The following is a 21,997-nucleotide window of genomic DNA, read 5'->3' as shown; positions in this document are numbered from 1 at the left end:
CACGGCCGGCGGCGCGTGCTGCCCGTTGAGCGGAGCGGATCTACCGTTGCAACTATGGAAGTCCTCCGCCGCCCGGACGGCAGGCACCCTTCCGCCGCGACCACGGTGGTGCTTGCCGACGACCACCTGGTGGTCAGGGCAGGAATGCGCCTGCTGATGGCCGCGGATCCGGCTTTCGACGTCGTCGCGGAGACGGCGACCGTCCCGGAGACCCTCGACGCCGTGCGCACGCACCACCCCCGGGTGCTGGTGCTGGACCTGACCATGTCGGGCCGGTCCAGCCTGCCGACCATCCCGGGCCTGCTGTCGGCCTCCCCCGGCACCAGGATCCTGGTCCTCACCATGCAGGAGGACCCGGCCTACGCCCGTGAGGCGCTGCGCACCGGAGCGGCCGGCTATCTGCTCAAGGAGGCGGCCGCCGAGGAGCTGCTGGCCGCCGTGCGCCAGGTCGCGAGCGGAGCCACCTACGTACAGCCCTCCCTGGGGGCGCGGCTGGCCGTCGAGGACATCGGCGTCCAGGACCGCGGCGAGGAGCCGCTGACCGAGCGGGAGACCGAGGTGCTCGCCCTCCTCGCGCTCGGCCACACCAACCAGGAGATCGCCCGGCGCCTCTACGTCTCGGTACGCACGGTGGAGACGCACCGCTCCCGGCTCCGCGACAAGCTCGGCAGGGACAGCCGCGCCGAGCTGATCGCCGTGGCCCGGGAACGCGGTCTGGTGGCGTGACCGTGACCCGGCCGGGACGGGGGGCGCTGCGCCTGGGCTTCGAGGTCTTCGGCACCGCCTGCCTTGCCGCCGCCGTCTTCATGGAGGTCACCGACCGGGAGGTGTCCTGGGAGCTGGTGCTGTCGTTCGTCGCGGCCGTGTCGTATCTGCTCATGATCCCGCTGTGCGCCGCACACCAGCGGATCTGGCTGCTGGTCGCCACCGCCGTCGCGCTGATGCTCACGGTCGCCGGGGTGGTCCGGGTGGCGGAGGAGCCGCTGCTGAGCATCCTGCACGTGTTCCCCCTCCTGCTGGCGGGCTACGCGATCATCGCCAGCCGCGCCTCGTCGCGCCGGGAGGCGCGGCTGAGACGGGAGCGGGTACGGGCCCGCCATGACGGCGAGGAACGCGAGCGCCGCCGCTGGGCGCGCGAGCTGCACGACGACACCCTCCAGGAACTGGGCGCGGTGCAGGTCGTCCTCTCCTCAGCCGCCGCCGACGGCGGGCCCGACGCGATGAGCAGCGCCATCGAGCAGGCGCGCGCCCTGGTCGGCAATCAGATCGTCTCCCTGCGGCACCTCATCGTGGACCTGCGCCCGGTGGTGCTGGACGAACTCGGCCTCCACCCGGCCCTCCAGGCGCTGTGCCGGCACACCTCCGAGACCTTCGGGATCCGCACCGACCTTCGTGTCACGTCCCACGGGGACGCGCTCGGCGGGCGGCTCGCGCCCGAGACGCAGGCGCAGGTGTACCGGATCGTCCAGGAGGCGATCACCAACGCCGTCAAGCACGCCGAGCCGACGCGCATCGTCGTGAGCGTGGAGGCCGACGCCGGCACGGCCCAGCTGACCGTGACCGACAACGGCTGCGGCATGCCGGAACAGACCGCGGCAGGCCGGTCCGTCCCGTTACGCACCCCGGACCAGGCGCCTCCGTACAGCCGCGGGATGGGTCTGTCCGCGATGCGCGAGCGCGCCGACCTCATCGACGCCCGCCTGACCGTGCGCAGCGCCCCGGGCGAGGGGACGACGGTCGCGCTGCGCGTCCCGCTGACACCGCCGGACGCATCAGGGGAGAGCCAGGACACGACGGAGCGTTGATCTGCGCTGCCGCCAGGACGACGGTGGCACGCCGACCGACCCGCCCGGGGGCACACCCCGGGACGGGTGTGTTCCCGGGCCGGGTCGCGGGTGTCTCAGATGGTCGCCGTGTCGATCACGAAGCGGTAGCGCACGTCGCTGGCCTGGACGCGCTCGTAGGCCTCGTTGATCCGGTCGGCGGGGATCAGCTCGATCTCGGCACCGAGGTTGTGCTCGGCGCAGAAGTCGAGCATCTCCTGGGTCTCGGGGATGCCGCCGATGTTGGAGCTGGTCATCACACGGCGACGGCCGTACAGGGCCTTCAGGTCGAGCTGCACGGTCTCCTCGGGGAGGCCGACGTTGACCATCGCGCCGTCCGTGCGCAGCAACGACACGTAGGCGGAGAAGTCCAGACCCGCCGAGACGGTGTTCAGGACGATGTCGAAGGTGCCGGCCAGCTTCTCGAAGGTCTCCGGGTCGCTGGTGGCGTAGTAGTGGTCGGCGCCCAGGCGCAGACCGTCGTCCTTCTTGCGCAGGGACTGCGACAGGACCGTGACCTCGGCGCCGAGCGCGTGGGCGATCTTCACGCCCATGTGACCCAGGCCGCCCAGGCCGACGACGGCGACCTTCTTGCCGGGGCCGGCGTTCCAGTGCCTGAGCGGCGAGTACGTGGTGATGCCGGCGCACAGCAGCGGGGCGGCCACGTCCAGCGGCAGCCCGTCCGGGACACGGACGACGAAGTTCTGGTCGACGACGATCTTCTCGGAGTAACCGCCCTGGGTGGGCCGGCCGTCCCTGCCGGTGCCGTTGTAGGTCCAGGTCGGTCCGCCGTCGGTGCAGTACTGCTCCAGGCCGGCCTTGCAGTTGTCGCACTCCTGACAGGACTCGACCATGCAGCCGACCCCGACGCGGTCGCCGACGGCGAACCTCGTCACACCGGGGCCGACCTCGGAGACGACGCCGGCGATCTCGTGGCCGGGGACCATCGGGAAGATGCCGGGACGCCAGCCGTCCTGGGCCTGGTGGATGTCGGAGTGGCAGATACCGGCGAACTTGATGTCGATCGACACGTCGTGTTCGCCGACCGCGCGCCGCTCGATGGTGGTCCGCTCCAGCGGTGCCTTGGGGGCGGGCGCGGCGTAGGCAGCAACAGTGGTCATGCCGGGGTCTTCTCCTCGTGGTCTGCGTGCCCGAGGCCTGACGTCCGGGCACGACTTCCAGCAGTCCCGAGCCTGCCCCAAGCCGGGCGCATCAGCGCTCCCCCGCCTTTTCGTACGACTGCTGTGCCTACCACTGGCAGGGTCAGGCTGCCCTGCGTACGACCAGGGGACGGCACGGATACTGGTGGTATGCACGAGCAACCCGAAGGCGCCGTCGGCCGGCCTTTGAACCGGCGGGCCGAGCTGAGCGAGTTCCTGCGCAGCAGGCGCGCCCGGCTGAAGCCGGAGGACGTCGGGCTGCCCGTCGTCGGGAGGCACCGCAGGGTGCCCGGCCTGCGCCGCGAGGAGCTGGCCCAGCTGGCCGGGGTCTCGGTCGCGTACTACACGCGCCTGGAACAGGGCAACGGCCAGAACGTTTCCGCGGAAGTGCTGGGCTCCATCGCCCGCGCGCTGCGTCTGACGGACGCCGAGTACGCGCATCTGACCCACCTGGTGAAACCGAAGGCGCACAAGAAGAAGCCGGCGGCGCGCCCGCCGCAGGCCCGGTCGGCGCTGTGGCGGCTGCTGGACTCGATGGAGGGCGTCCCGGCGTACATCGTGGGGCGGCGCTCCGACATCCTCGCCTGGAACCGGGCGGCGGCCGCGCTCTTCGGCGACTGGTCGGAGCTGCCCGCCGCCGAGCGCAACTGGGCGCGCCTGGTGTTCCTCCGTCCCGAGTACCGCGATCTGTTCGTCGACTGGGAGCAGAAGGCGATCGACATCGTGTGCGCGCTGCGCATGGACGCCGGCTGCTACCCCGACGACCCCAGGCTGTCCGCCCTGGTCGGTGAACTCTCCGTCAAGAGCGAGGAGTTCCGCCGCCTGTGGGCGCTGTACAACGTCAAGGAGAAGAGTCACGGCGTCAAGCGCCTGCGCCACCCGCTGGTCGGAGAGCTCCAGTTGCATTTCGAGCAGTTCCGGCTCGTGGACGACGCCGACATGGCCCTCGTGACCTTCCACGCCGAGCAGGGTTCGCCCTCCGCCGACTCACTGCGTCTGCTGGCCAGTTGGGGAGCGGACAGCACGCACCGGGTGCCGTCGGCCTGACCGGGGCCCTGCCCGGACCGCCGGGAAGGGACGGCGGCGGGCCCGCTCCGTCGGCCGACCGGCGCGACCACGCCGGAGGGGGCCTTCCGGTCGCTTTCTTGACCTCGACGGCGGTCGAGGTTCTACGGTCCGTACATGAGCATGGAGACCACCGCCTGGACCCAGTTGCACAGCGTCATGAACGCCACGCAGGACCGCCGCCCCCTGGCCCGCGACACCCTGCGGCGTGTCGCGGCGTTCGCACGGCCGCACCGCCGCCGGATCACATGGTTCGTGCTGCTCAGCGTGGTGACCGCGCTGCTCGCCGTGGCCACCCCGGTCCTGGCGGGGCGGGTCGTGGACGCCATCGTCTCCGGGGACCGCTCCGGCCGGGTGACCGTCCTGGCCGCGCTCATCGCCGTCATCGCGCTCGCCGAGGCCGGTCTCGGGCTGGTGAACCGCTGGCTGTCGGCGAACCTCGGCGAGGGCCTGATCCTCGATCTGCGCACCGCCGTGTTCGACCACGTCCAGCGCATGCCCGTCGCCTTCTTCACCCGCACCCGCACCGGCGCGCTGGTCAGCCGCCTCAACAACGACGTGATCGGCGCCCAGCGGGCCTTCAGCAACACGCTGTCCGGGGTCGTCGGGAACCTGGTCACCCTGCTGCTCACGCTCGGCGTCATGCTCGCCCTGTCCTGGCAGGTCACGCTGCTCGCCCTGGTGCTCCTGCCGGTCTTCGTCGTACCGGCGCGGCGCACGGGCACCCGCATGGCCCGCCTGCAGCGGGAGGCCGCCGCGCACAACGCCGCCATGGGCACGCAGATGACCGAGCGCTTCTCCGCCCCCGGTGCGACGCTGGTGAAGCTCTTCGGCCGGCCCGCCGACGAGTCCGCCCAGTTCGCCGAACGCGCCCGCCGCGTGCGGGACATCGGGGTGCGCACCGCCATGGCGCAGTCGGCGTTCATCACCGCGCTCACCCTCGTCTCCGCCCTCGCGCTGGCGCTGGTCTACGGGCTCGGCGGCCACTACGCGCTCACCGGCACCCTCGAAGCAGGCTCCGTGGTCACCCTCGCCCTGCTCCTCACCCGCCTCTACGCGCCGCTGACGGCGCTCGCGGGTGCGCGTGTCGACGTCATGAGCGCCCTGGTCAGCTTCGAGCGGGTCTTCGAGATCCTCGACCTGTCGCCGCTCATCGCCGACAAGCCGGACGCCCGCGAGGTGCCGGAGGGGCCGCTCGCCGTGGAGTTCGAGAACGTGCGCTTCGGCTACCCGTCCGCCGAGAAGGTCTCCCTCGCCTCCCTCGAAGAGGTCGCGAGCCTGGACACCCGCGCGGGCGGCGAGGTGCTGCGCGGTGTCTCCTTCCGTGCCGAGGCCGGCCGCACGCTCGCGCTCGTGGGCTCGTCGGGGGCCGGGAAGTCGACCATCGCCCAGCTCCTGCCCCGGCTGTACGACGTGGACGAGGGCGCGGTGCGCGTCGGCGGGGTGGACGTGCGCGACCTGACGGCGGCGTCGCTGCGCGCCACGGTCGGCATGGTCACCCAGGACGGCCATCTCTTCCACGACACGATCCGCGCGAACCTCCTGCTGGCCAGGCCCGACGCCGGTGAGGACGAGCTGTGGGAGGTCCTGCGCCGGGCCCGCCTCGCGGACCTCGTGACCGAACTCCCGGACGGGCTCGACACCGTCGTGGGCGAGCGCGGGTACCGGCTCTCCGGCGGCGAACGGCAGCGCGTGACCATCGCCCGGCTGCTCCTGGCGGGGCAGCGGGTCGTCATCCTCGACGAGGCCACGGCCCACCTCGACAACACCTCGGAGGCGGCCGTCCAGGAGGCCCTGGCCGAGGCCCTGGAGGACCGGACCGCCGTGGTCATCGCCCACCGCCTGTCCACCGTCCGGGCCGCCGACCTGATCCTCGTGGTCGAGGACGGGCGGATCGTCGAACGGGGCACGCACACCGAACTCCTCGCGGCCGACGGCAGGTACGCCGAGCTCCACCGCACGCAGTTCAGGACGGACGACGACCCGGAGCCGGAACCGGCCGGGGTCGCCTAGGCCGGGGCACGGCCTGTCCCGGTGGTGGCAGGCCGTGGACAATGAGGGGCCCCGGGAAGGCCGGAGCACGCGCACGCGACACATCCGAACCCGTGGAGAGCCCCGCCATGCGACGCACGACACGAACCAGCCGAGCAGCCACGTCCGGCTCCGGCAGGGCACCGGTACGGCGAGGTCTGCCGCTCCTGCTGACGGGAATCGCGGCCCTCGCCCTGACCGGGTGCGGCGGCACCGCGGACCCCGATCAGGGCCTGGAGGTGCGCCTGGTCAACGAATCGGCCTGGGACGCGCGCGTCGAGCACTGTCCCGACTGCGGTTCCCGCGGGTTGGTGGTCGTCGGCGCCCCGGACGGCGACACTACCGAGGGCGGGGGTTCGTACCTCGGGTGGCACGAGAAGCGGCCCTGGCCGGTGGCGTACCGGGTCGTCGTGCACGGCGTGGAGTCGACGTGCCCCGTCATCGCCCCGGCCCCCACCCCGGCCGGGCGGTCCACGGTGGGCGGCCGGGACATCGTCTACCTGGTGGATCGCGCCGGGAAGTGCGTGGCCGGCCCACCCGGCTGGGACGCAGTGGCCGACCACGCACCGCCCGTGAGCTGACCGGGGCCGCCTCGCGTCCCCGGACGACGTGACGGATCCGGCGAGGGCCCTGCGCCTCCGCACCGAAGAGGGCCGGCAGTGCCCGGGCCTCTGCGGCTTCCGCGCCGAAGAACCGCTCGGCCAGGGCACGCGGCACCGTGGGCCCCGTGCATCGGTCCCGATCGGGGCCAGGGCACCGGCGGCCTCGCCCCCGGCCCGGAGGGCAGCCGTCCTGCCGGGACAGGGGGGCGCCCGGCCCCATGGGAAGGCCGGAGTCCCGCACGATCCCGATCCCGATCGGGGCGGTGGCGGCGACGCTTCGGCGGGGAGGAGCACGGTCGCAGTCCGCCCGCCGGGCCGCCGGACGCTCGCCGGGTCGCCTATCCCCGGTAGGCCTCCAACAGGCGGAGCCAGACCTCGCTGATCGTCGGGAAGGCGGGGACGGCGTGCCAGAGCCGTTCCACCGGCACCTCGCCGGTGACCACGACGGTGGCCGAGTGCAGCAGCTCGCCGACGCCCGGGCCGACGAAGGTGACCCCGGCCACGGTGCCGCGCTCGGCGTCGACCAGCATGCGCGCCTTGCCGCGGTATCCCTCGGCGTACTGGTGGGCGCCGGCGACGGCCGAGAAGTCGTGGTCCACGACCGTGACCCGGCGGCCGGTGCGCCGCGCCTCCTGCGTGGTCAGGCCGACCGCCGCGACTTCCGGGTCGGTGAAGACCACCTGCGGTACGGCCGCGGTGTCGGCGGTCGCGACGTGTCTGCCCCACCGGCGCTCGTCCACCGGCTCGCCCTGGGCGCGCGCCGCGATCACGGCGCCCGCGATGCGGGCCTGGTACTTGCCCTGGTGGGTCAGCAGGGCGCGGTGGTTGACGTCGCCGACGGCGTAGAGCCAGCCGTCGGTGACCGCGGTGACCTGGAAGGTGTCGTCGACGGTGAGCCAGTCGCCGGGGGTGAGGCCGATGGTCTCCAGGCCGATCGCGGCGGTGCGCGGGGCCCGGCCGGTCGCGAACAGGATCTCGTCGGCGGCCAGGCGGTCGCCGTCCGCCAGGGTGATGCGCAGTTCCCCGCCCGCGTCGTCGTCCCGCGTCACGGAGGTGACGGAGGCCCCCAGGCGTACGTCGGCACCCGCTTCCCGCAGGGCGTCGGCGACCATCTCCCCGGCGAACGGCTCCATCCGCGGGAGCAGCCCCTCGCTTCCCCGGACCAGCAGGGTGACCTGTGAGCCGAGGCCCTGCCAGGCGGTGGCCATCTCGACCGCTACCACCCCGCCGCCGACGATGGCCAGCCGGCCGGGCGCCCGGTCGGCGCCGGTCGCCTCGCGGCTGGTCCACGGCCGGACGTCGGCCAGATGCGGGAGGTCAGGCAGCGCCGCTCCCGTGCCGGTGCACACGGCGACCGCGTGGCGGGCGTGCAGGCGTACGGTCCCGCCGTCGGGGGTGCGCACCACCACCTGGCGGGGCCCGTCGATCCGGCCGTGGCCGCGGACCAGGTCGACGGAGACCGAGGCCAGCCATTCGGCCTGGTCGTCGTCGTGCCAGTGATGGACCATGGCGTCGCGGTGCGCGAGGACGGCGGACACGTCCAGCGGCCCTTCCACGGCCTGCCGCAGTCCCGGCACCCGGCGGGCGTCGGCGCGCGCCAACACGGGCCGCAGCAGCGCCTTGCTGGGCTCGCACGCCCAGAACGAGCACTCGCCGCCGAGCAGTTCGCTCTCCACGATCACGGTGCTCAGACCCGCGGCACGGGTCCTGTCCGCGACGTTCTCACCGACCGGCCCTGCGCCGATGACGACGACGTCGTAGGTGCGGGACGTCTCGGTCTCGGTCTGTGTCATGGGTGTTCCCGTGCCTCTCTCGGTACGCGAAGGCGTCGCTCAGCGGCCGGGGAGGCGGGTGGTCACTTCCTGGAGGACCCATTCGTTGCCGTCCGGGTCGCTGAACGAGGCGAAGGACCCGTAGCTCGCGCGCTCGGGGTGCGGGCCGGCGACCCGGTCCTTGTCACCGGCGTGGTGGAAGACGCCGCCCGCGTCGTGGAACACCTCGCTGACGTCGACGCCGCGCCCGACGAGCTCGGCCCGCGCCTGCTCGACGTCGGTGACGACGATGTGCAGGCCCTGGGCGGAACCCGGGGCCGCGGTGGTCACGTCGTCGCCGAAGAGGATGGAGCACTGCGATCCGGGGGGCGTCAGGTGCACGACCCGGAAGCCCTTGTCGTCGGAGTAGTCGACGTCCAGCCGGAAGCCCATGCCCTCCTCGTAGAACCGCTTGGAGCGGTCGACGTCGGATACGGGCAGAACGAGCACTTCGAGCTTCAGGTCCATCGTCGTCCATCTTTCCGTGGGGGATTTACATCACCGGTCTGACTGGTGACGAGCATGACCGACGAGAACGTCACCTGTCAAGGAGGTGACGTGCGAGCCGGGGAGAGCGGCGGGGATCAGCCCTGGTCGGCCAGGTCGCCGCCGGCGACCTTCCGGAGCGCGGCCGTGAGCGAGGCGAGGTCCTGGCCCTCGAAGTGATCGACGAGGTTCTGCCGCACGGTGGCCAGGAACGTCGGCCAGGCCCGCTCCAGACGGGCGAGCCCGGCATCGGTCAGCACGGCGTTCCACCCGCGCCCGTCCTCGGTGCACTTGACCCGCTGGACCCAGCCCTGCTTCTCCAGCCGGATGACCACACGGGTCACGCCGCTGAGCGAGAGGTTGCAGGCGTCCGCGAGCTCGCTCATCCGCAACTGCGCCTCGGGGGCCTCGGACAGGTGCATCAGCGAGGTGTACTCGGAGAGCGGCAGTCCCGCCTCGCGCACCAGGTCGTTGTCGACCACGCGGGGCAGCACCAGCATCACCCGGCTCAGCTCGCGCACGAACGCCTCCTCGCGCGCGCTGAGGGGCTGCAGTGGTTGCGGTGCCTGGGGCGACCGCGATGACCGGGGTGACTGCTCTCGGGGCGACACGTCCTCACCCTAACTGCTTGACAGGTCAAGAGGGCACCGCGGGACGGCGCGCGCCGGCGTGGCGGCGCCGCCCTCGCGCGGGGTGATGACGCCACGTCAGGGTCTCTGTACCGTGGCCGGGATGCGGATACTTCACCTGTCCGACATCCACATCGGCCCCGACGACGCGCCGAACGCCCGCGGCGTCGACGCCCGGGAGTCCCTGCGCAGGATGCTCACCGACCTGGAGGCGGTACCCGGCATCGGCACAGTCGTCGTCAGCGGGGACGTCGCCGACGACGGCTCGCCGGAGGCGTACACCGCGGCGCGCGACATGGTGCGGGAGTTCGCCTCGCGCAAGGGGGCCCCGGTGGTCTTCTGCACCGGCAACCACGACGAGCGCGGCGCCTTCGCCAAGGTGCTGGGCAGCGGCCACATCGGCATCGACGGGCGCGACACGGCCACCACCGTGGTCGATTCCCCGGAGGGCGAGCGGGCGGCCGCCAGCACGATCGACGGCCACCGCCTCATCACGCTCGACTCGCTCGTCCCCGGCAAGGTCTACGGACGGGTCGGCGCCCGCCAGCTCGACTGGCTCCGGGAGGTGCTGGCCGCGCCCGCGCCGAACGGGTCGGTGGTGGTCCTCCACCACCCGCCGGTCACCCTCGACGTCGAGGTCCAGAAGACCCTGGGCCTCCAGGACGCGGCCGAACTGGCGGACGTCGTGCGCGGCACGGACGTACGGCTCGTTCTCTGCGGCCACTTCCATCTCCAGCTCTTCGGCCACCTCGCGTCCGTCCCGGTGTGGGTGACCGCGGGGGTCCTCAGCCGGATCGATCTGACGGCCCCGCCGGGGACCGAGCGGGCCGTACGCGGGGCCTCGGCGACCCTCGTCGACCTCGCCGGTCCTTACGCCCCGATGTTCCACGTGCTGCACGCACGCGACCCGCGGGCGGGCGAGACGGTGTACGAGCTCGACCGCGACCAGCTCCGCTCGGTCATCGACCGGCTGGGGCCCGGTGCCTGATCAGGGGGCGACGACGACCTTGCTGACCAGCGGGAGGTGGTCCGACGCCGTCTCGTCCACGTGCACGACGTGCGTGAGGAGCGGCTTCACCTTCTTCGTGGTGTAGATGTCGTCGATCCGCTCGGCCGGAGCCTCGGCGGGTACGTCGCCCCGTCGCCGCGCGGGTGCGGGGACGTCGCCCAGGCGTCGGTGTAGGCGCTCTGCAGGGGCTGGGACTCCGGCGCGGTAGGAACGGCGTTGAAGTCGCCCACGAGGATCGCCGGCTGGGTGGCGCCGATCCTGTCGACGATCTGCGGGGTCTGCTGCAGCCGGTCGGTCTGCGAACTGGCCGCCAGGTGGGTGCAGTAGAAGTGCACGGTCCTCCCGCGGACGTCGAGCGCGGCGTGCAGCAGCCCGCGCTGCTCCTGGCCGGGCGACTTGTACAGCCAGGTGTTGTCCGACTCCGTGATCGCGTAGCGGGACAGGATCGCGGTGCCGTACTGGATCCTGTGGTCGCTGCCGGCCGGGGGCGCGTTGTCGATGTTGGCGCCGAACACCACGTGGTAGCCCAGCAGCGCGGCCAGATCGGCGGCCTGGTCGGCCCAGTCGCTGCGCCCGGAGTAGTGGTTGTCGACCTCCTGGAGCCCGACCACGTCGGCGCCGCTCTCGCGGACGACGTCCGCGATCCGCCGGACGTCGAGCACGCCGTCGGTGCCCTGGGCGTGGTGGATGTTGAACGTCATCACGTCCAGCACCCGCGGCCCTCTGCCCTCGGCGGCCGACGCCTCGGCGATCCCGGAGGTGGTGACAGTGGTGAGCGCGGTGACGACAGCGAGCGCGGCCAGGGTCCGGCGCAGCATGAAAGATCCTCCTGGGGTGGGGACGGGGGCGGAACGATCACGATCGTCGTCCTCCACCCTGGCGGAGTCGTGACCGCCAAATGAACGGCCCCCCGACTCCCCGTGGAGAACCTGCAGGTCATCCGTCCACAGGGAGCTGCCGGCACCACCAGGAGCCGCAGCCGCAGCCCCAGGAGGGGGGGCTGTCCACGTGCCGCCAGGAGCGTGCGGGCCTCCGGGCCGGGGACCACAACGTCCGATGGACACCGAGGACGTGCATGCTGGTGGAGGCGCCGCTCACGGAGGCGTTGCGGACGACGCTGCTGAATCCGGGGTCGGCCGCTCGCGCACGCGCCGGCCGGCCGGGCTTGACCCTCGACCTGGTGCAGGGCTCAGGGTTCCGGGTGTGGAGAGCGAGATGCGCAGTATCGGCGAGATGGCCCGGGACAGTGGGCTGGGCGTGAGCGCCCTGCGGTTCTACGACCGGGCCGGCGTGCTGGTGCCGGCCTGGGTGGATCCCGTGAGCGGCTACCGCTGGTACGACGCCGAGCAGTTGGAGGAGGCCAGGCTGCTGGCCCGGCTGCGCAGGGCGGGGATGCCGCTCGCGGACATCCGGCTGGTGCTGGCGGGCTGGTCCGGCCGGGACACCGGCCTGGTGCGGCAGTTGCTCGAGTCGCATCTGCGCCGTCTCGAACGGACGCTGTCCGATGCCCGCATCGAGTTCTCCACGGTCCGAGCCCTTCTCGATCGCAGGGAGAATCCCATGACCTCGACCAGCACGCCCACCGCCGCCCGGCTGGACCTGCCCGCGGCCGAGTTGGCCGCGGCCTTGGACGCGGTCCGCTTCGCCGCCGGCACCGACCCGGAACTGCCCATGCTCGGCGGAGTCCTGTTCGACATCGAGGACGGGATCCTGCGGGTCGTGGCCACCGACCGGTACCGGATGGCGGTCGCGCGAGCGGGCGCCACCGCACATGACGGGCCCCGTACGCAGGTCGTCGTACCGTCCCCGCTGGCCGACGCCATGCGGGCGCTGCTGAGCGACGGCGGGTCCGTCCGGCTCACCGTCGACGGTGACCGCGTGGCCCTGGAGGCGGGGGACCGGCAGGCGGCCGGCCGGCGTGTCGACCACGACTTCCCCGACTACCGTCGCCTCATCCGCGTGCCGGCCGGGCGGCGCGCCCTCGTCGACGTCCCGGCGTTCCGGGCGGCGGTGGAGGCCGGTCCGGTCCGCGCCGGTGAGGTGCGGGAACAGGACGGCGTGTCCTTCGACATCGTCGTACTCAAGGTGACCGACGACGGCACGGTGGGTGTCTGCGGGGGCGAGGGCGGCGACGACGCGGGCGATGTCGCCGTCAACCGCGACTTCCTGCTGCACGCCCTGGCCGCCGGAGACCAGGACCGGCTGATCCTGGAGTTCGGCGCTCCCACCGCGCCGCTGGCGGTCCGCAGGACCGACGCCGAGGACACCTTCTCGCTCCTGATGCCCGTCCGCCTGGAGGACTGACCCGGCATGCCGTGGCACCGGCTCGGGCGGCGTCGTCGAGGCCGACGCCGCCCGGGCCGACCGGTCAGGCGCGGGAGAAGAGCCCGATGCCCTCCGGGACCGGCCGCTCGGCGCCGCCGGTCGGGTGGTTGCGCACCACGGGCAGCCCGGTGACCGCGTCACGGGTCACGAGGGTGGACGAGCCGCCGCCGTCCAGGTTGACACCGTTGTCGGCGCCCACGCTCTGGAAGACGCCCGCGAGTTCGGCGACGGTCAGGCCCGCGCCGCTCTCCGCGGTGCCGTCCAGCACCAGCAGGTACAGCAGCCGGCCGCCGTCACCGAAGGCCGCACCGGTGCGGGTCGCCACGGCCTTGTTGTCCAGGCCCGCGATCGGCTCGCCGTCGCGCAGCACCGGGTTGCCGCCGACCGCGAACTTCAGCCGGTTGCCCCCGGCGGAGTCCAGGTCCTCGGAGACCCGGATGTGCTCGCCGATCTCCAGCGAGCGCAGCTCCGCCGCGCCGGCCTCGCGGCCGACCAGGACCACGGAGTCCGCGTCGATGGCGCCGGCCCCGATGGTGGACGAGCCGGACACCACGCGGTTGTTGCGCACGGTCACCTCGTAGACGTCCGTGCTGCACGCGGCGGCCCGTACGGTGTCGGTGCCGCAGGTGGCGCGCATGCGCGATATGTCGCCCCACTGGGAGGTGAAGGCGCCGATGCCGCCGACGGGGATCGCGTACTGGTTGAACCCGTCGAGGCCGAGCTCCTTGTCCCGGTGCCCCTTGATGGAGCCGTCGAGGGTCAGCGAGTCCAGGTGGGCCACGTTCTTGTAGTCGACGCCGATCACGTCACGGGTGGACGTGCCGGGCGAGAGGCCCGGCCCGAAGCGCTGGCCGTTCGGCACGGCGGACTTGAGCGCCACACCGTTGTCGATGGCCGGGCCCACCGCGGAGTTCGTGGCCGGCACGCCGGGGTGCTGCGTCTCGTCGATGTTGAAGAAGTCGGCGTTGACGCCGGCCACCGCGCCCTGCGCCGAGACCAGTTGGGAGAGCTTCGTGCGGGCGGAGACCTTGCCGGGGGTCAGCATGCCGACCGAGACGCGGCTGTCGCTCAGGTCGGCGGTGATCACGTGGCCGGTGACCTTGCCGTGCGAGGCGGTCACGGAGAAGGCCTGGTACGTGATGCCCGGCGCGACGGTCACGTCCTCCGCCAGCCGGACCCGCTCGACGGCGTCCGCCTGGGTGATACCGGCGCCCAGGACCGTCACGCTCATGGTGATCGCCGCCGCAACGGACGCGGCCGCCGTACGGGCCCGCCCTGTCATTCTGGTCATGTGTGTCCCGTCATATGTGCATGCATGGCGCACGAATATCCGCCGGAGCCATGAGATGCGGTCCGGAGGAATAGCCGGTGGCAGTTCTCTGACGGGGCGGCGAATCTTGGCGGACCGGGCGCGGGTCCCGCGGGCGCGCGGCCGGGCGCGGGTGAACCCGCGGCGCTGCTCAGGCGGCGGCGCCGAACCACCGTGACAGCGGGCCGAGCAGATCCGCCTGGTCCTCGCCCGCCCACACCACATGGCCGTCCGGCCGCAGCAGCACGGCGGGCACGTCCAGTTCCCCGTCGGCCTCGGCGGCGTCGACCACGTGGTCGACGCGATCCGCCCAGCCGGCCACCGACAGCCGGCCCGTACGGTCGAGCAGGAGCCCGCGGCCGCCGTGCATCAGCGCGTAGAGGCGCCCCCGCCGCAACCGCACGTCCCGCAGCCGTCGCCCGAGCAACTGGTGGCCCTCGCCGACGTCGTAGCGGATCCCGATCGCGGTGATCCTCTCGACCAGGTGCCGGTTCACGTCCTCGAAGCGCACCAGTTCCGACAGCAGACGGCGCACCGAGCGCGGGCCGGGCTCGGTGCTCATCAGCTCCATCTGCGCGCGGGTGTTCTCCAGGACGTCGGCGGCCACCGGGTGCCGCTCGGCGTGATAACTGTCCAGCAGCCCGTCCGGCGCCCAGCCGTTGACCTCGGCGGCCAGTTTCCAGCCGAGGTTGAACGCGTCCTGGATACCGAGGTTGAGTCCCTGCCCGCCCGTCGGCGGGTGGACGTGCGCCGCGTCGCCGGCCAGCAGCACCCGGCCGGTGCGGTAGCGCTCGGCCTGCCGCGTGGCGTCGCCGAAGCGGGACAGCCGGCGCGGCGAGTGCACGCCGAAGTCGGTGCCGGCGAACACCCGCAACTGCCGCTTGACCTCGTCGAGGGTCGGCGGGACCGAGCGGTCCCCGGCGACCCCCGCCGCGGGCACGACGACGCGGTACACCCCGCCCCCGAAGGGCCCGACCCCGAACCGCTTCTGGGTCCTGCGGACTTCGGCCACCACGGCGGCCACCTCCTCCGGCGCCGCGGTCACCTCCATCTCGCCCAGCAGCGTCTCCACCCGGGTGGGTTCGCCGGGGAAGCCGACGCCGAGCACCTTGCGCACCGTGCTGCGCCCGCCGTCGCAGCCGACGAGCCAACGCGAGCGCAGGCGTGTGCCGTCGGCCAGTTCGGCGGTCACCCCCTGGTCGTCCTGGCTCAGTCCGACGAGTTCGCGGCCGCGGTAGATCTCGGCGCCGAGTTCGGCCGCGCGCTCGGCGAGCAGGCGGTCGGTGGCGGGCTGCGGAATGCCGAGGACGTAGGGGTGAGCGGTGTCCAGCCGGTCGGGCCAGGGCATGTCGAAGCCGGCGAAGAGACCTCCGGCCGCGGACCGCTTCCCGACCGCGAGGAAACGCTCCAGCAGACCGCGCTGGTCCAGCACCTCGATGCTGCGCACGTGCAGACCGAGAGCACGGACGAAGCCGGCCCGCTCCGCCTCCTTCTCCAGCACGACCACGTGCACGCCGTGCAGCCGCAATTCCGCCGCCAGCATCAAGCCGGTCGGCCCCCCGCCGGCCACGATCACGTCGATCACGCCGTTGTCGTCGTTGTCGTCGTTGTCGTTGTTGGCGTCGGTCACGAAATCCCCCAGGAGCGCACGTACTTCACGAACCGGCCCATTCGGCAGTTCTGCCGTCCGTCGCGGATTCTGCGGCACGACCGGGGGCTTGCCGCAAGGCCCCCGGTGCGCTATAGGTTGAGAGTGGCGAGGAGGGTACGACCCCCTCGCCTTCGCTGTCTCCTTGTGCCGTCCGCCGGCGGACGGGCGGGCGGGGGAATGCGCTTGCTCGGCCGCTCCCCCTCGTATAGCAATGCTCCCGTGATGCATGGCGAGAAGATCGGGCTGCGCGCCCGGCAGGAGAGCGACGTCGACGTTCTCCATTCCGAGCTGTACGACGACGTGGCCGTACGGTCGCGCGCCGACTCCCGCCCGTGGCGGCCCGTCCCGCGGGATGCGGGCCGGTCGCCTTTCGCGGTGACCGATCCGGCGGACGGGGCGGCCGTGTTCTCCGTGGTGGAGCTGGAGTCGCAGGAACTGGCGGGCGAGGCCCTGCTCTGGGGCATCGACACGCACAACAGGACGGCGCACATCGGGATCTCCCTGCGCCCGGCGTTCCGCGGCCGCGGCTTCGCGGTCGACGTCGTGCGCACGCTGTGCGAGTACGGATTCGCGGTCCGCGGACTGCAGCGGCTCCAGATCGAGACCCTCGCGGACAACGCCCCGATGGTCGCGGCCGCGACCGCCGCCGGGTTCGTGCGCGAGGGCACCCTGCGGCGCTCCGCCTGGGTGTACGGGGCGTTCGCGGACGAGGCCGTCCTCGGCCTGCTCGCGAGCGAGTGGACGCCCCGGACGTGAACAGCGCCCGCACCGAAGGCCTGATGGGAACCCGCCTGGTGGCGGCCGGAGCCGCCGTGCTGACCGTCGGCGCGGGCCTGGGGCTGCGGGCCGTGGCGGCGGGGAGCGCGGCCAAGTACGGCGGGGACGCGCTCTACACCCTCCTGCTGGTGGCGCTCGCCGTCCTGGTGGCGCCACGGATCCGGCCGCTCGTGGCCGCCGGAAGCGCGCTGGCTCTCAGTTGGGCGGTGGAGTTCCTCCAGCTCAGCCATGTGCCGGCGGAGCTGGCCGCGCGGAGCACCGCCGCCCGCCTCGTGCTCGGCTCGACCTTCAACGCACCCGATCTGTTCTGGTACGCGGTCGGTGCCGCGGTGGGCGGGCTCGTCCACGGCGCGGTGGGTTCCGCGCTGTCCCGCCGGCCCGTGCCGTATCCGCCGCACCCCCTTCACCAGGGGGAATGAGGTTCCCGGCAGGCCTCCCGCAGCCGCTCCGAAGACGGCCGAAAGTACGCCATTCGGGGAAAATCCTTGGACTCCGGGGATTCCGGCGCGGGACACTCCCCTCCCCCGCGCCTCTCGCTGTCGAGGCGCGCGCCCGAACCGGGCCGGGGCGCCGCACGGCCCGTGAATCCGCACGTGGCGGGCCGCCGTACGACAACACGGGGTTGTGATGGGACTGTCTGAGGAACACGCGGGTACACCGGGCAAGGGCTCGGTCGTCCTCGCGCTTCGCCACTACGGAAGGGAGCTGTCCCGGCTGCGGCGTTGGACGGCGCCCGCGATGCTCCTGCCGGCGCTGGGCAACATCTGCATCAACTATCTGGCGCCGCTGATCGTCGCCAAGCTCGTCGGCCGCGTCGCCGGCGGCAGCGCCATCGGCTACGCGACCGCCCTGCCCTACGTCCTCGGCTTCGCCTGCGTGCTGCTGGTCGCGGAGGCCCTGTGGCGGCTCGGTCTGCACTGCCTGAACCGCCTCGACGCCCTCGGCATCGAGCACTTGTACGTCGTCGGCATGGACGAGCTGTTCGCCAAGGACGCGGCGTTCTTCCACGACAACTTCGCGGGATCGCTGACCAAGCGGGTGCTGAGTTTCGCCTCCCGGTTCGAGGAGGTCATCGACACGGTCACGTTCCAGATCATCGGCACTCTCGTGCCGCTGCTGTTCGGCTCGGTGGTGCTGTGGCGCTACGAACCGCTGCTCGTCGTCGGGCTCGTGACGATGATCGCGCTCACGGCGCTGTGCGTGGCCCCGCTGATCCGCCGCCGCCAGGCGCTCGTCAACCAGCGTGAGGCCGCGCTGGCCCGGGTGTCGGGCCACGTCGCCGACAGCCTGGCCAACATGGACACGGTGCGGGCGTTCGCCGCCGAGGAGCGCGAGGCGGCCGAGCACCGGCGCCGTGTCGCGGAGTCGCGGCGGCTCACTCTGAAGTCGTGGGACTACGGCAATCTGCGTATCGACACGCTGGTCGCGCCGCTGTCGGTGCTGACCAACGGTTTGGGTCTACTGCTCGCGATCACCCTCGGCAGCAGCGGGCACTCCGGGGCGCACAACGTGGAGGCGATCGTGGTCGCCTTCACCTACTACACCAACGCCACCCGGATCATGTTCGAGTTCAACCAGATCTACCGCCGCCTGGAGAGCTCGATGACCGAGGCGGCGCAGTTCACCGAACTGCTGATGACCCCGGCGACGGTGCTCGACCCTCAGTCCCCGGAACCGTTGCGGGGCGGGTCGCGCCGGTCGGCCGACGTCCGCTTCGAGCAGGTGACCTTCGCCCACGCGGGCGCGGAGCCCCTCTTCGAGGGCCTTGACCTGGCGGTGCCCGGCGGGGAGAAGATCGGACTGGTGGGCCGGTCCGGCGGCGGCAAGAGCACGATGACCCGGCTCCTGCTGCGGATGAAGGACATCGACTCCGGCCGCATCCTGGTCGGCGGTCAGGACATCAGCGGTCTGCGCCAGGCCGATCTGCGCAGCCTGATCGCCTACGTGCCGCAGGACCCCGCGATGTTCCACCGCACGCTGCGGGACAACATCGCGTTCGCCCGGCCGGAGGCCACCGAGGCCGAGATCCGCCGCGCGGCCGAGGCGGCGCACGTCACGGAGTTCGCCGACGCGCTGCCGGAGGGCTTCGACACCATGGTGGGCGAGCGCGGCATCAAACTCTCCGGCGGACAGCGCCAGCGGGTCGCCCTCGCCAGGGCGATCCTGCGGGACGCGCCGATCCTGCTGCTCGACGAGGCGACCAGCGCACTGGACTCCGAGAGCGAGGTCCTGGTCCAGGAGGCGCTGTGGCGGCTCATGGAGGGTCGCACCGCGCTCGTGGTGGCCCATCGCCTGAGCACGGTCGCCACCATGGACCGGCTGGTCGTCCTCGACCACGGGCGCATCGTCGAGCAGGGCACCCACCAGGACCTGCTCGCCTCGGACGGCGCCTACGCGAAGCTGTGGCAGCACCAGTCGGGCGGCTTCCTCGACGACACCCCGCGGGAACGGGAGGCGACCCCCACCCCGTCCTGACCGGCGGCCCCGGGCAGGAGGCGGTCGCCTCACCCGCGGAGCGCGTCCGCCATGTCCCGGGCCGAGGAGGGCGTCCCGGGCATGCGGTGGCCGCCGTACCGCACGGGTACCCGGTCCAGGGCCGGGACCATGGACCGGGAGCGTTCCTCGGACACGCGCTCCAGGACGGTCGTGCCGGTCTCGGCCTCCAGGGCCGGGGCGTAGCCGGCCCTGCGCAGGGCGGCGAGGGTCTCGTCGGGCGGCGCGGTGGAGATCAGCACCGTCGGCGCGATGCGCCGCAGGCCCAATGCGGCGAGGCCGCGGGTCTGGGCGACCTCGGCGATCAGTGCCGTGTCGTCGGAGCGGACGCAGCACGCGGAGCGCACCACGCGCAGCCGCCCGTGCCCGCGGGCGATGTCCTTGACGGTGTACGCCAGCGGCTGCGGCAGTTCGGTGCCCGGCTCGCGGACCGCGGTGAGGCGTTCGAGGATGTCGTCGGCGCTCCATCCCGCGTCGAAGGCGCGGCGCAGTGAGACGGGGGTGATGCGCCAGACGACGGCGTGCCCCTCGGACTCGATGTCGCCGACCGCGGACAGGAGTGCGGCCAGGTCGGGGGCGGGAGCGCCGGTCACCGTGGCGGTGGAGTCGGCCTGGAACCGGGCCGTGGTGCTGGGCGCCGGGAGCATCGCGCGCAGGGCCTCGCGCAGGGCCGCCACCGCCTCGGCCAGGTCCGGATGTGCGGCCAGGCCCTTCCCCAGCCGGGCCGTGCCCTCGGCCGCCGGGTCGGCGTCCGCGCCCGGGACGGCCGGGTAGTGGCGCCCGGCCCCGGCCTCCAGCAGGCCGACGATCGCGCGGCCCGCCCCGGTGACTGCGCCGTGCGCCACCAGGCCGAACAGCTCGGCCTCGGCGAGGGTGGCCTCGAGCCGCCCGGCCAGGCCTTCGTCTTTTCCGCCGTGGCCGTCGTAGCGGGACCCGAGCACCGGCTGGAACCAGGCGGCACGGTCGAGGAGTTCGGCGTGCGCTGTTTCGCCGGCGACCAGCCCGTACCCGTCCGGCAGGGTGGCCAGCGCGCGCAGCACGCCGTGCCGCAGCGCTACGGCGTACGGATCCTGGGGGCTGATCAGTGCCACCGGCGTCTCGTCCTGCTCCGGCCAGTGGGTGAGCACCTCCGGCACCACGGCCCAGGCCGCCATCAGCGGCAGCAGTTTCCCGGCGGGCGTGGCCGCCGCCCACGCGTCGTACCGGTCGGTGGCGAGCAGCCGCGCCGAGGGCTTCGGCGCGCCGGGACGGGTGCGCCCCCTCCCCCGGCCGCGCACCGCGGGTTCCGGCTCGTCGGCCTTGGGGGCGGCGAGGCCGGCGTTCACCGCCAGGTCGAGCCAGAGGCGGGTGTGCTCCTCGCTCGTTCCGGCCGCCTTGGCCAGCCGCCGGGTGTCGCGCACCGCGACCCCGCCGGCCTTGCGCACCGCCAGGGGGTGCGCGGCCAGTTCCCGCAGCACCAGTTCGGCCCGCCACGCGGCGGCCCCGGCCGCCATCGCGCCCTGCCCGTCCCAGTCGTGGGGCAACTCGGCGACGCAGGTGAGCGGTTCCGCGTCCAGGCTCAGGGCCCGAGTGGGACCGTCCAGCCGCAGGGCGCGGCCCACCTCGTAGGGCAGTTCCACCAGATCCGGCCCGACCGGCACCACCATGCCGCGTTCCGCGAGCCAGTCGGTGCCCTCGTCGCCGCTGCCGCCGTCCCGGAAGGTGTACTTGTCGTCCGGGCCGCCCGCGTGGCCCCCGTACCGGGAGACGAAGCGGCGCGTCCGCATCAGTGGAGGCCCCGGCACCATGTGGTCCAGCAGCTCGTGGGCCGCCGCCGGCGCCTTGGCCACCAGCTCCCTCACCCGGCCGGCGTCCGCGAGCAGGGCGCCGATCGCCGCCTGGGCGTCGGCGCGGGTGCGCGGCTCGATGCCGAGCGCGGCGGCGATCCGCTTGATCTCGGGCGCGTTGTAGGCACGGGTCAGGAGGGTGTCCAGCGGCCTGCCGTAGCCGTCCATCCGGGCCGCCCAGGTGTGCAGCAGGGAGGGCAGCGCCAACTGGCCGGCAGGAGCGGGCAGCAGCAGTGCGCGGTCCCGCAACCGGTCCAGCGCGGAGGTCAGGTGCTCGCGGGGCGTCCCGCCCCGTTCGAGCCGGTCCCGCACGTCCGCCTCGGGTACCAGCCGCTGGTAGGAGTCCACCAGGGGCGGCTCCGGCCGCCAGGAGTACGCGGCCCGCTCCGGGGCGGGGACGGGGCCGTATGTTTCCAGCGCCCTGGCCGCCACCCAAGCGAGCAACTCCACGTCCCCCGCGGTCCCGGCGGCCAGCGCGCGCTCCACGGAGGCGTCGGTCAGCAGGTGTTCCGCCAGTTGCCGGAACGTGTCGATCCGCGTGTAGCCCCCGGCATGGGGCAACTCACGCTCCTCCAGCAAGGCGGTCAGACGCTCGCCGGGGAGCCCGCCGAGCCATCTCTCCAGGGCAGTGCGCTCATCCACGCGTCCGAGCCTAGGGCAGCGCCACCGCCTCGCCGGGCACCGGACGCTCCGCGCCGCGAACAGGCCCGCAGGAAAACCGGATTGGCGAAGCACCGGACACCCGACCTGCGCGCGGCCAACGGCTGGGGACGGGAAGGGCTCGACGGCCTCACCGTGGCGGCGTCGGCCTCGGCAGCGGTGAGGGCGTCTTCGGGCGCCGCTGATCCGTGACCGCACTCGCACGGACGGGGGGGGGGGGGGGGGGGGGGGGGGGGGGGGGGGGGGGGGGGGGGGGTCGGGGGGGGGGGGGGGGGGGGGGGGGGGCGGGGGGGGCGGCCCCCCCCCCCCCCCCCACGGCCGTTGTCCACAGTCGGGTACG

General features: G+C 73.2%; 18 protein-coding genes. 10 read left to right on the top strand and 8 right to left on the bottom strand.

Translation table 11 applies throughout. The features are described 5' to 3' along the window. Positions 1-54 precede the first annotated feature (54 nt). On the top strand, positions 55-726 hold the full coding sequence (locus ACIP98_RS32410) for a response regulator transcription factor (protein ID WP_319664692.1): 672 nt from the start codon (positions 55-57) through the stop codon (positions 724-726). A gap of 2 nt (positions 727-728) precedes the next feature. Next, positions 729-1,805, top strand: a complete 1,077-nt coding sequence (locus ACIP98_RS32405) for a sensor histidine kinase (protein WP_319664693.1) — start codon at positions 729-731, stop codon at positions 1,803-1,805. A gap of 95 nt (positions 1,806-1,900) precedes the next feature. Here ACIP98_RS32405 and ACIP98_RS32400 read toward each other — a convergent pair whose 3' ends face one another. Then, positions 1,901-2,944: an NAD(P)-dependent alcohol dehydrogenase gene (locus tag ACIP98_RS32400; RefSeq protein WP_319664695.1), complete on the bottom strand. Its 1,044-nt coding sequence runs from the start codon at positions 2,942-2,944 to the stop codon at positions 1,901-1,903. Between the two features lie 189 nt (positions 2,945-3,133). Between ACIP98_RS32400 and ACIP98_RS32395 the strand changes: the two genes are divergently transcribed. The 3 genes from ACIP98_RS32395 to ACIP98_RS32385 all read left to right on the top strand — a co-directional run bounded on the left by ACIP98_RS32395 (position 3,134) and on the right by ACIP98_RS32385 (position 6,660). Beyond that, on the top strand, positions 3,134-4,030 hold the full coding sequence (locus ACIP98_RS32395; RefSeq protein ID WP_319664696.1) for a helix-turn-helix transcriptional regulator: 897 nt from the start codon (positions 3,134-3,136) through the stop codon (positions 4,028-4,030). 135 nt (positions 4,031-4,165) lie between these two features. After that, positions 4,166-6,061 carry an ABC transporter ATP-binding protein gene (locus ACIP98_RS32390; RefSeq protein WP_401979312.1) on the top strand — a complete coding sequence of 632 codons (1,896 nt, stop codon included), beginning with the start codon at positions 4,166-4,168 and terminating at the stop codon, positions 6,059-6,061. A 107-nt stretch (positions 6,062-6,168) separates the two neighbouring features. Continuing rightward, positions 6,169-6,660, top strand: a complete 492-nt coding sequence (locus ACIP98_RS32385) for a hypothetical protein (protein WP_401979311.1) — start codon at positions 6,169-6,171, stop codon at positions 6,658-6,660. A gap of 359 nt (positions 6,661-7,019) precedes the next feature. Here the strand turns inward: ACIP98_RS32385 and ACIP98_RS32380 are convergent, their stop codons facing one another. The 3 genes from ACIP98_RS32380 to ACIP98_RS32370 form a co-directional block, all read right to left on the bottom strand. Next, entirely contained in the window at positions 7,020-8,474 is a 1,455-nt protein-coding gene (locus ACIP98_RS32380; protein ID WP_401979309.1) for a dihydrolipoyl dehydrogenase family protein, read from the bottom strand. Between the two features lie 39 nt (positions 8,475-8,513). Beyond that, positions 8,514-8,960, bottom strand: coding sequence for a VOC family protein (locus tag ACIP98_RS32375; RefSeq protein WP_319664701.1), 447 nt, complete (start codon positions 8,958-8,960; stop codon positions 8,514-8,516). A gap of 116 nt (positions 8,961-9,076) precedes the next feature. Then, positions 9,077-9,499, bottom strand: a complete 423-nt coding sequence (locus ACIP98_RS32370) for a MarR family transcriptional regulator (protein ID WP_319664703.1) — start codon at positions 9,497-9,499, stop codon at positions 9,077-9,079. Between the two features lie 211 nt (positions 9,500-9,710). Between ACIP98_RS32370 and ACIP98_RS32365 the strand changes: the two genes are divergently transcribed. Next, positions 9,711-10,595, top strand: a complete 885-nt coding sequence (locus ACIP98_RS32365; protein ID WP_401979308.1) for a metallophosphoesterase family protein — start codon at positions 9,711-9,713, stop codon at positions 10,593-10,595. Between the two features lie 86 nt (positions 10,596-10,681). On the opposite strand, the gene ACIP98_RS32360 is transcribed toward ACIP98_RS32365, so the two are convergent. Next, complete coding sequence (locus tag ACIP98_RS32360; protein WP_401979306.1) at positions 10,682-11,434, bottom strand: endonuclease/exonuclease/phosphatase family protein; 753 nt, start codon at positions 11,432-11,434, stop codon at positions 10,682-10,684. Positions 11,435-11,831: 397 nt separating this feature from the next. Here ACIP98_RS32360 and ACIP98_RS32355 point away from each other — a divergent pair, with 397 nt between their 5' ends. Beyond that, a complete protein-coding gene (locus ACIP98_RS32355) occupies positions 11,832-12,920 on the top strand; it encodes a MerR family transcriptional regulator (protein WP_401979305.1) in 1,089 nt (362 codons plus the stop codon). Between the two features lie 64 nt (positions 12,921-12,984). Here the strand turns inward: ACIP98_RS32355 and ACIP98_RS32350 are convergent, their stop codons facing one another. Next, a complete protein-coding gene (locus tag ACIP98_RS32350; RefSeq protein ID WP_401979303.1) occupies positions 12,985-14,232 on the bottom strand; it encodes a phosphodiester glycosidase family protein in 1,248 nt (415 codons plus the stop codon). Positions 14,233-14,401: 169 nt separating this feature from the next. Further along, entirely contained in the window at positions 14,402-15,835 is a 1,434-nt protein-coding gene (gene rox, locus ACIP98_RS32345) for a rifampin monooxygenase (protein ID WP_401979343.1), read from the bottom strand. A gap of 288 nt (positions 15,836-16,123) precedes the next feature. Here rox and ACIP98_RS32340 point away from each other — a divergent pair, with 288 nt between their 5' ends. From ACIP98_RS32340 to ACIP98_RS32330, 3 genes are all read left to right on the top strand, one after another. Beyond that, positions 16,124-16,657 (top strand): GNAT family N-acetyltransferase, encoded by a 534-nt coding sequence (locus tag ACIP98_RS32340; protein ID WP_401979301.1) that lies wholly within the window; start codon positions 16,124-16,126, stop codon positions 16,655-16,657. A gap of 23 nt (positions 16,658-16,680) precedes the next feature. Next, positions 16,681-17,097, top strand: coding sequence for a DUF2809 domain-containing protein (locus ACIP98_RS32335; protein WP_401979299.1), 417 nt, complete (start codon positions 16,681-16,683; stop codon positions 17,095-17,097). 208 nt (positions 17,098-17,305) lie between these two features. Continuing rightward, positions 17,306-19,153, top strand: coding sequence for an ABC transporter ATP-binding protein (locus ACIP98_RS32330; RefSeq protein ID WP_401979298.1), 1,848 nt, complete (start codon positions 17,306-17,308; stop codon positions 19,151-19,153). A gap of 29 nt (positions 19,154-19,182) precedes the next feature. Here the strand turns inward: ACIP98_RS32330 and ACIP98_RS32325 are convergent, their stop codons facing one another. Further along, a complete protein-coding gene (locus ACIP98_RS32325) occupies positions 19,183-21,639 on the bottom strand; it encodes a helicase-associated domain-containing protein (RefSeq protein ID WP_401979296.1) in 2,457 nt (818 codons plus the stop codon). Positions 21,640-21,997 lie beyond the last annotated feature (358 nt).

This window comes from Streptomyces sp. NPDC088354, from assembly GCF_044753585.1.
Taxonomy (GTDB): Bacteria; Actinomycetota; Actinomycetes; order Streptomycetales; family Streptomycetaceae; genus Actinacidiphila.
This window is presented reverse-complemented; position numbering and strand designations above follow the sequence as displayed.

Coding starts and splice junctions, on each gene's coding strand:
- ACIP98_RS32365 (WP_401979308.1), top strand. CDS start 9,711: ATGCGGATACTTCACCTGTCCGACATCCACATCGGCCCCGACGACGCG.
- ACIP98_RS32410 (WP_319664692.1), top strand. CDS start 55: ATGGAAGTCCTCCGCCGCCCGGACGGCAGGCACCCTTCCGCCGCGACC.
- ACIP98_RS32355 (WP_401979305.1), top strand. CDS start 11,832: ATGCGCAGTATCGGCGAGATGGCCCGGGACAGTGGGCTGGGCGTGAGC.
- ACIP98_RS32385 (WP_401979311.1), top strand. CDS start 6,169: ATGCGACGCACGACACGAACCAGCCGAGCAGCCACGTCCGGCTCCGGC.
- ACIP98_RS32400 (WP_319664695.1), bottom strand. CDS start 2,944: ATGACCACTGTTGCTGCCTACGCCGCGCCCGCCCCCAAGGCACCGCTG.
- ACIP98_RS32395 (WP_319664696.1), top strand. CDS start 3,134: ATGCACGAGCAACCCGAAGGCGCCGTCGGCCGGCCTTTGAACCGGCGG.
- ACIP98_RS32375 (WP_319664701.1), bottom strand. CDS start 8,960: ATGGACCTGAAGCTCGAAGTGCTCGTTCTGCCCGTATCCGACGTCGAC.
- ACIP98_RS32390 (WP_401979312.1), top strand. CDS start 4,166: ATGAGCATGGAGACCACCGCCTGGACCCAGTTGCACAGCGTCATGAAC.
- ACIP98_RS32350 (WP_401979303.1), bottom strand. CDS start 14,232: ATGACCAGAATGACAGGGCGGGCCCGTACGGCGGCCGCGTCCGTTGCG.
- ACIP98_RS32360 (WP_401979306.1), bottom strand. CDS start 11,434: ATGCTGCGCCGGACCCTGGCCGCGCTCGCTGTCGTCACCGCGCTCACC.
- ACIP98_RS32335 (WP_401979299.1), top strand. CDS start 16,681: ATGGGAACCCGCCTGGTGGCGGCCGGAGCCGCCGTGCTGACCGTCGGC.
- ACIP98_RS32340 (WP_401979301.1), top strand. CDS start 16,124: ATGCATGGCGAGAAGATCGGGCTGCGCGCCCGGCAGGAGAGCGACGTC.
- ACIP98_RS32330 (WP_401979298.1), top strand. CDS start 17,306: ATGGGACTGTCTGAGGAACACGCGGGTACACCGGGCAAGGGCTCGGTC.
- ACIP98_RS32380 (WP_401979309.1), bottom strand. CDS start 8,474: ATGACACAGACCGAGACCGAGACGTCCCGCACCTACGACGTCGTCGTC.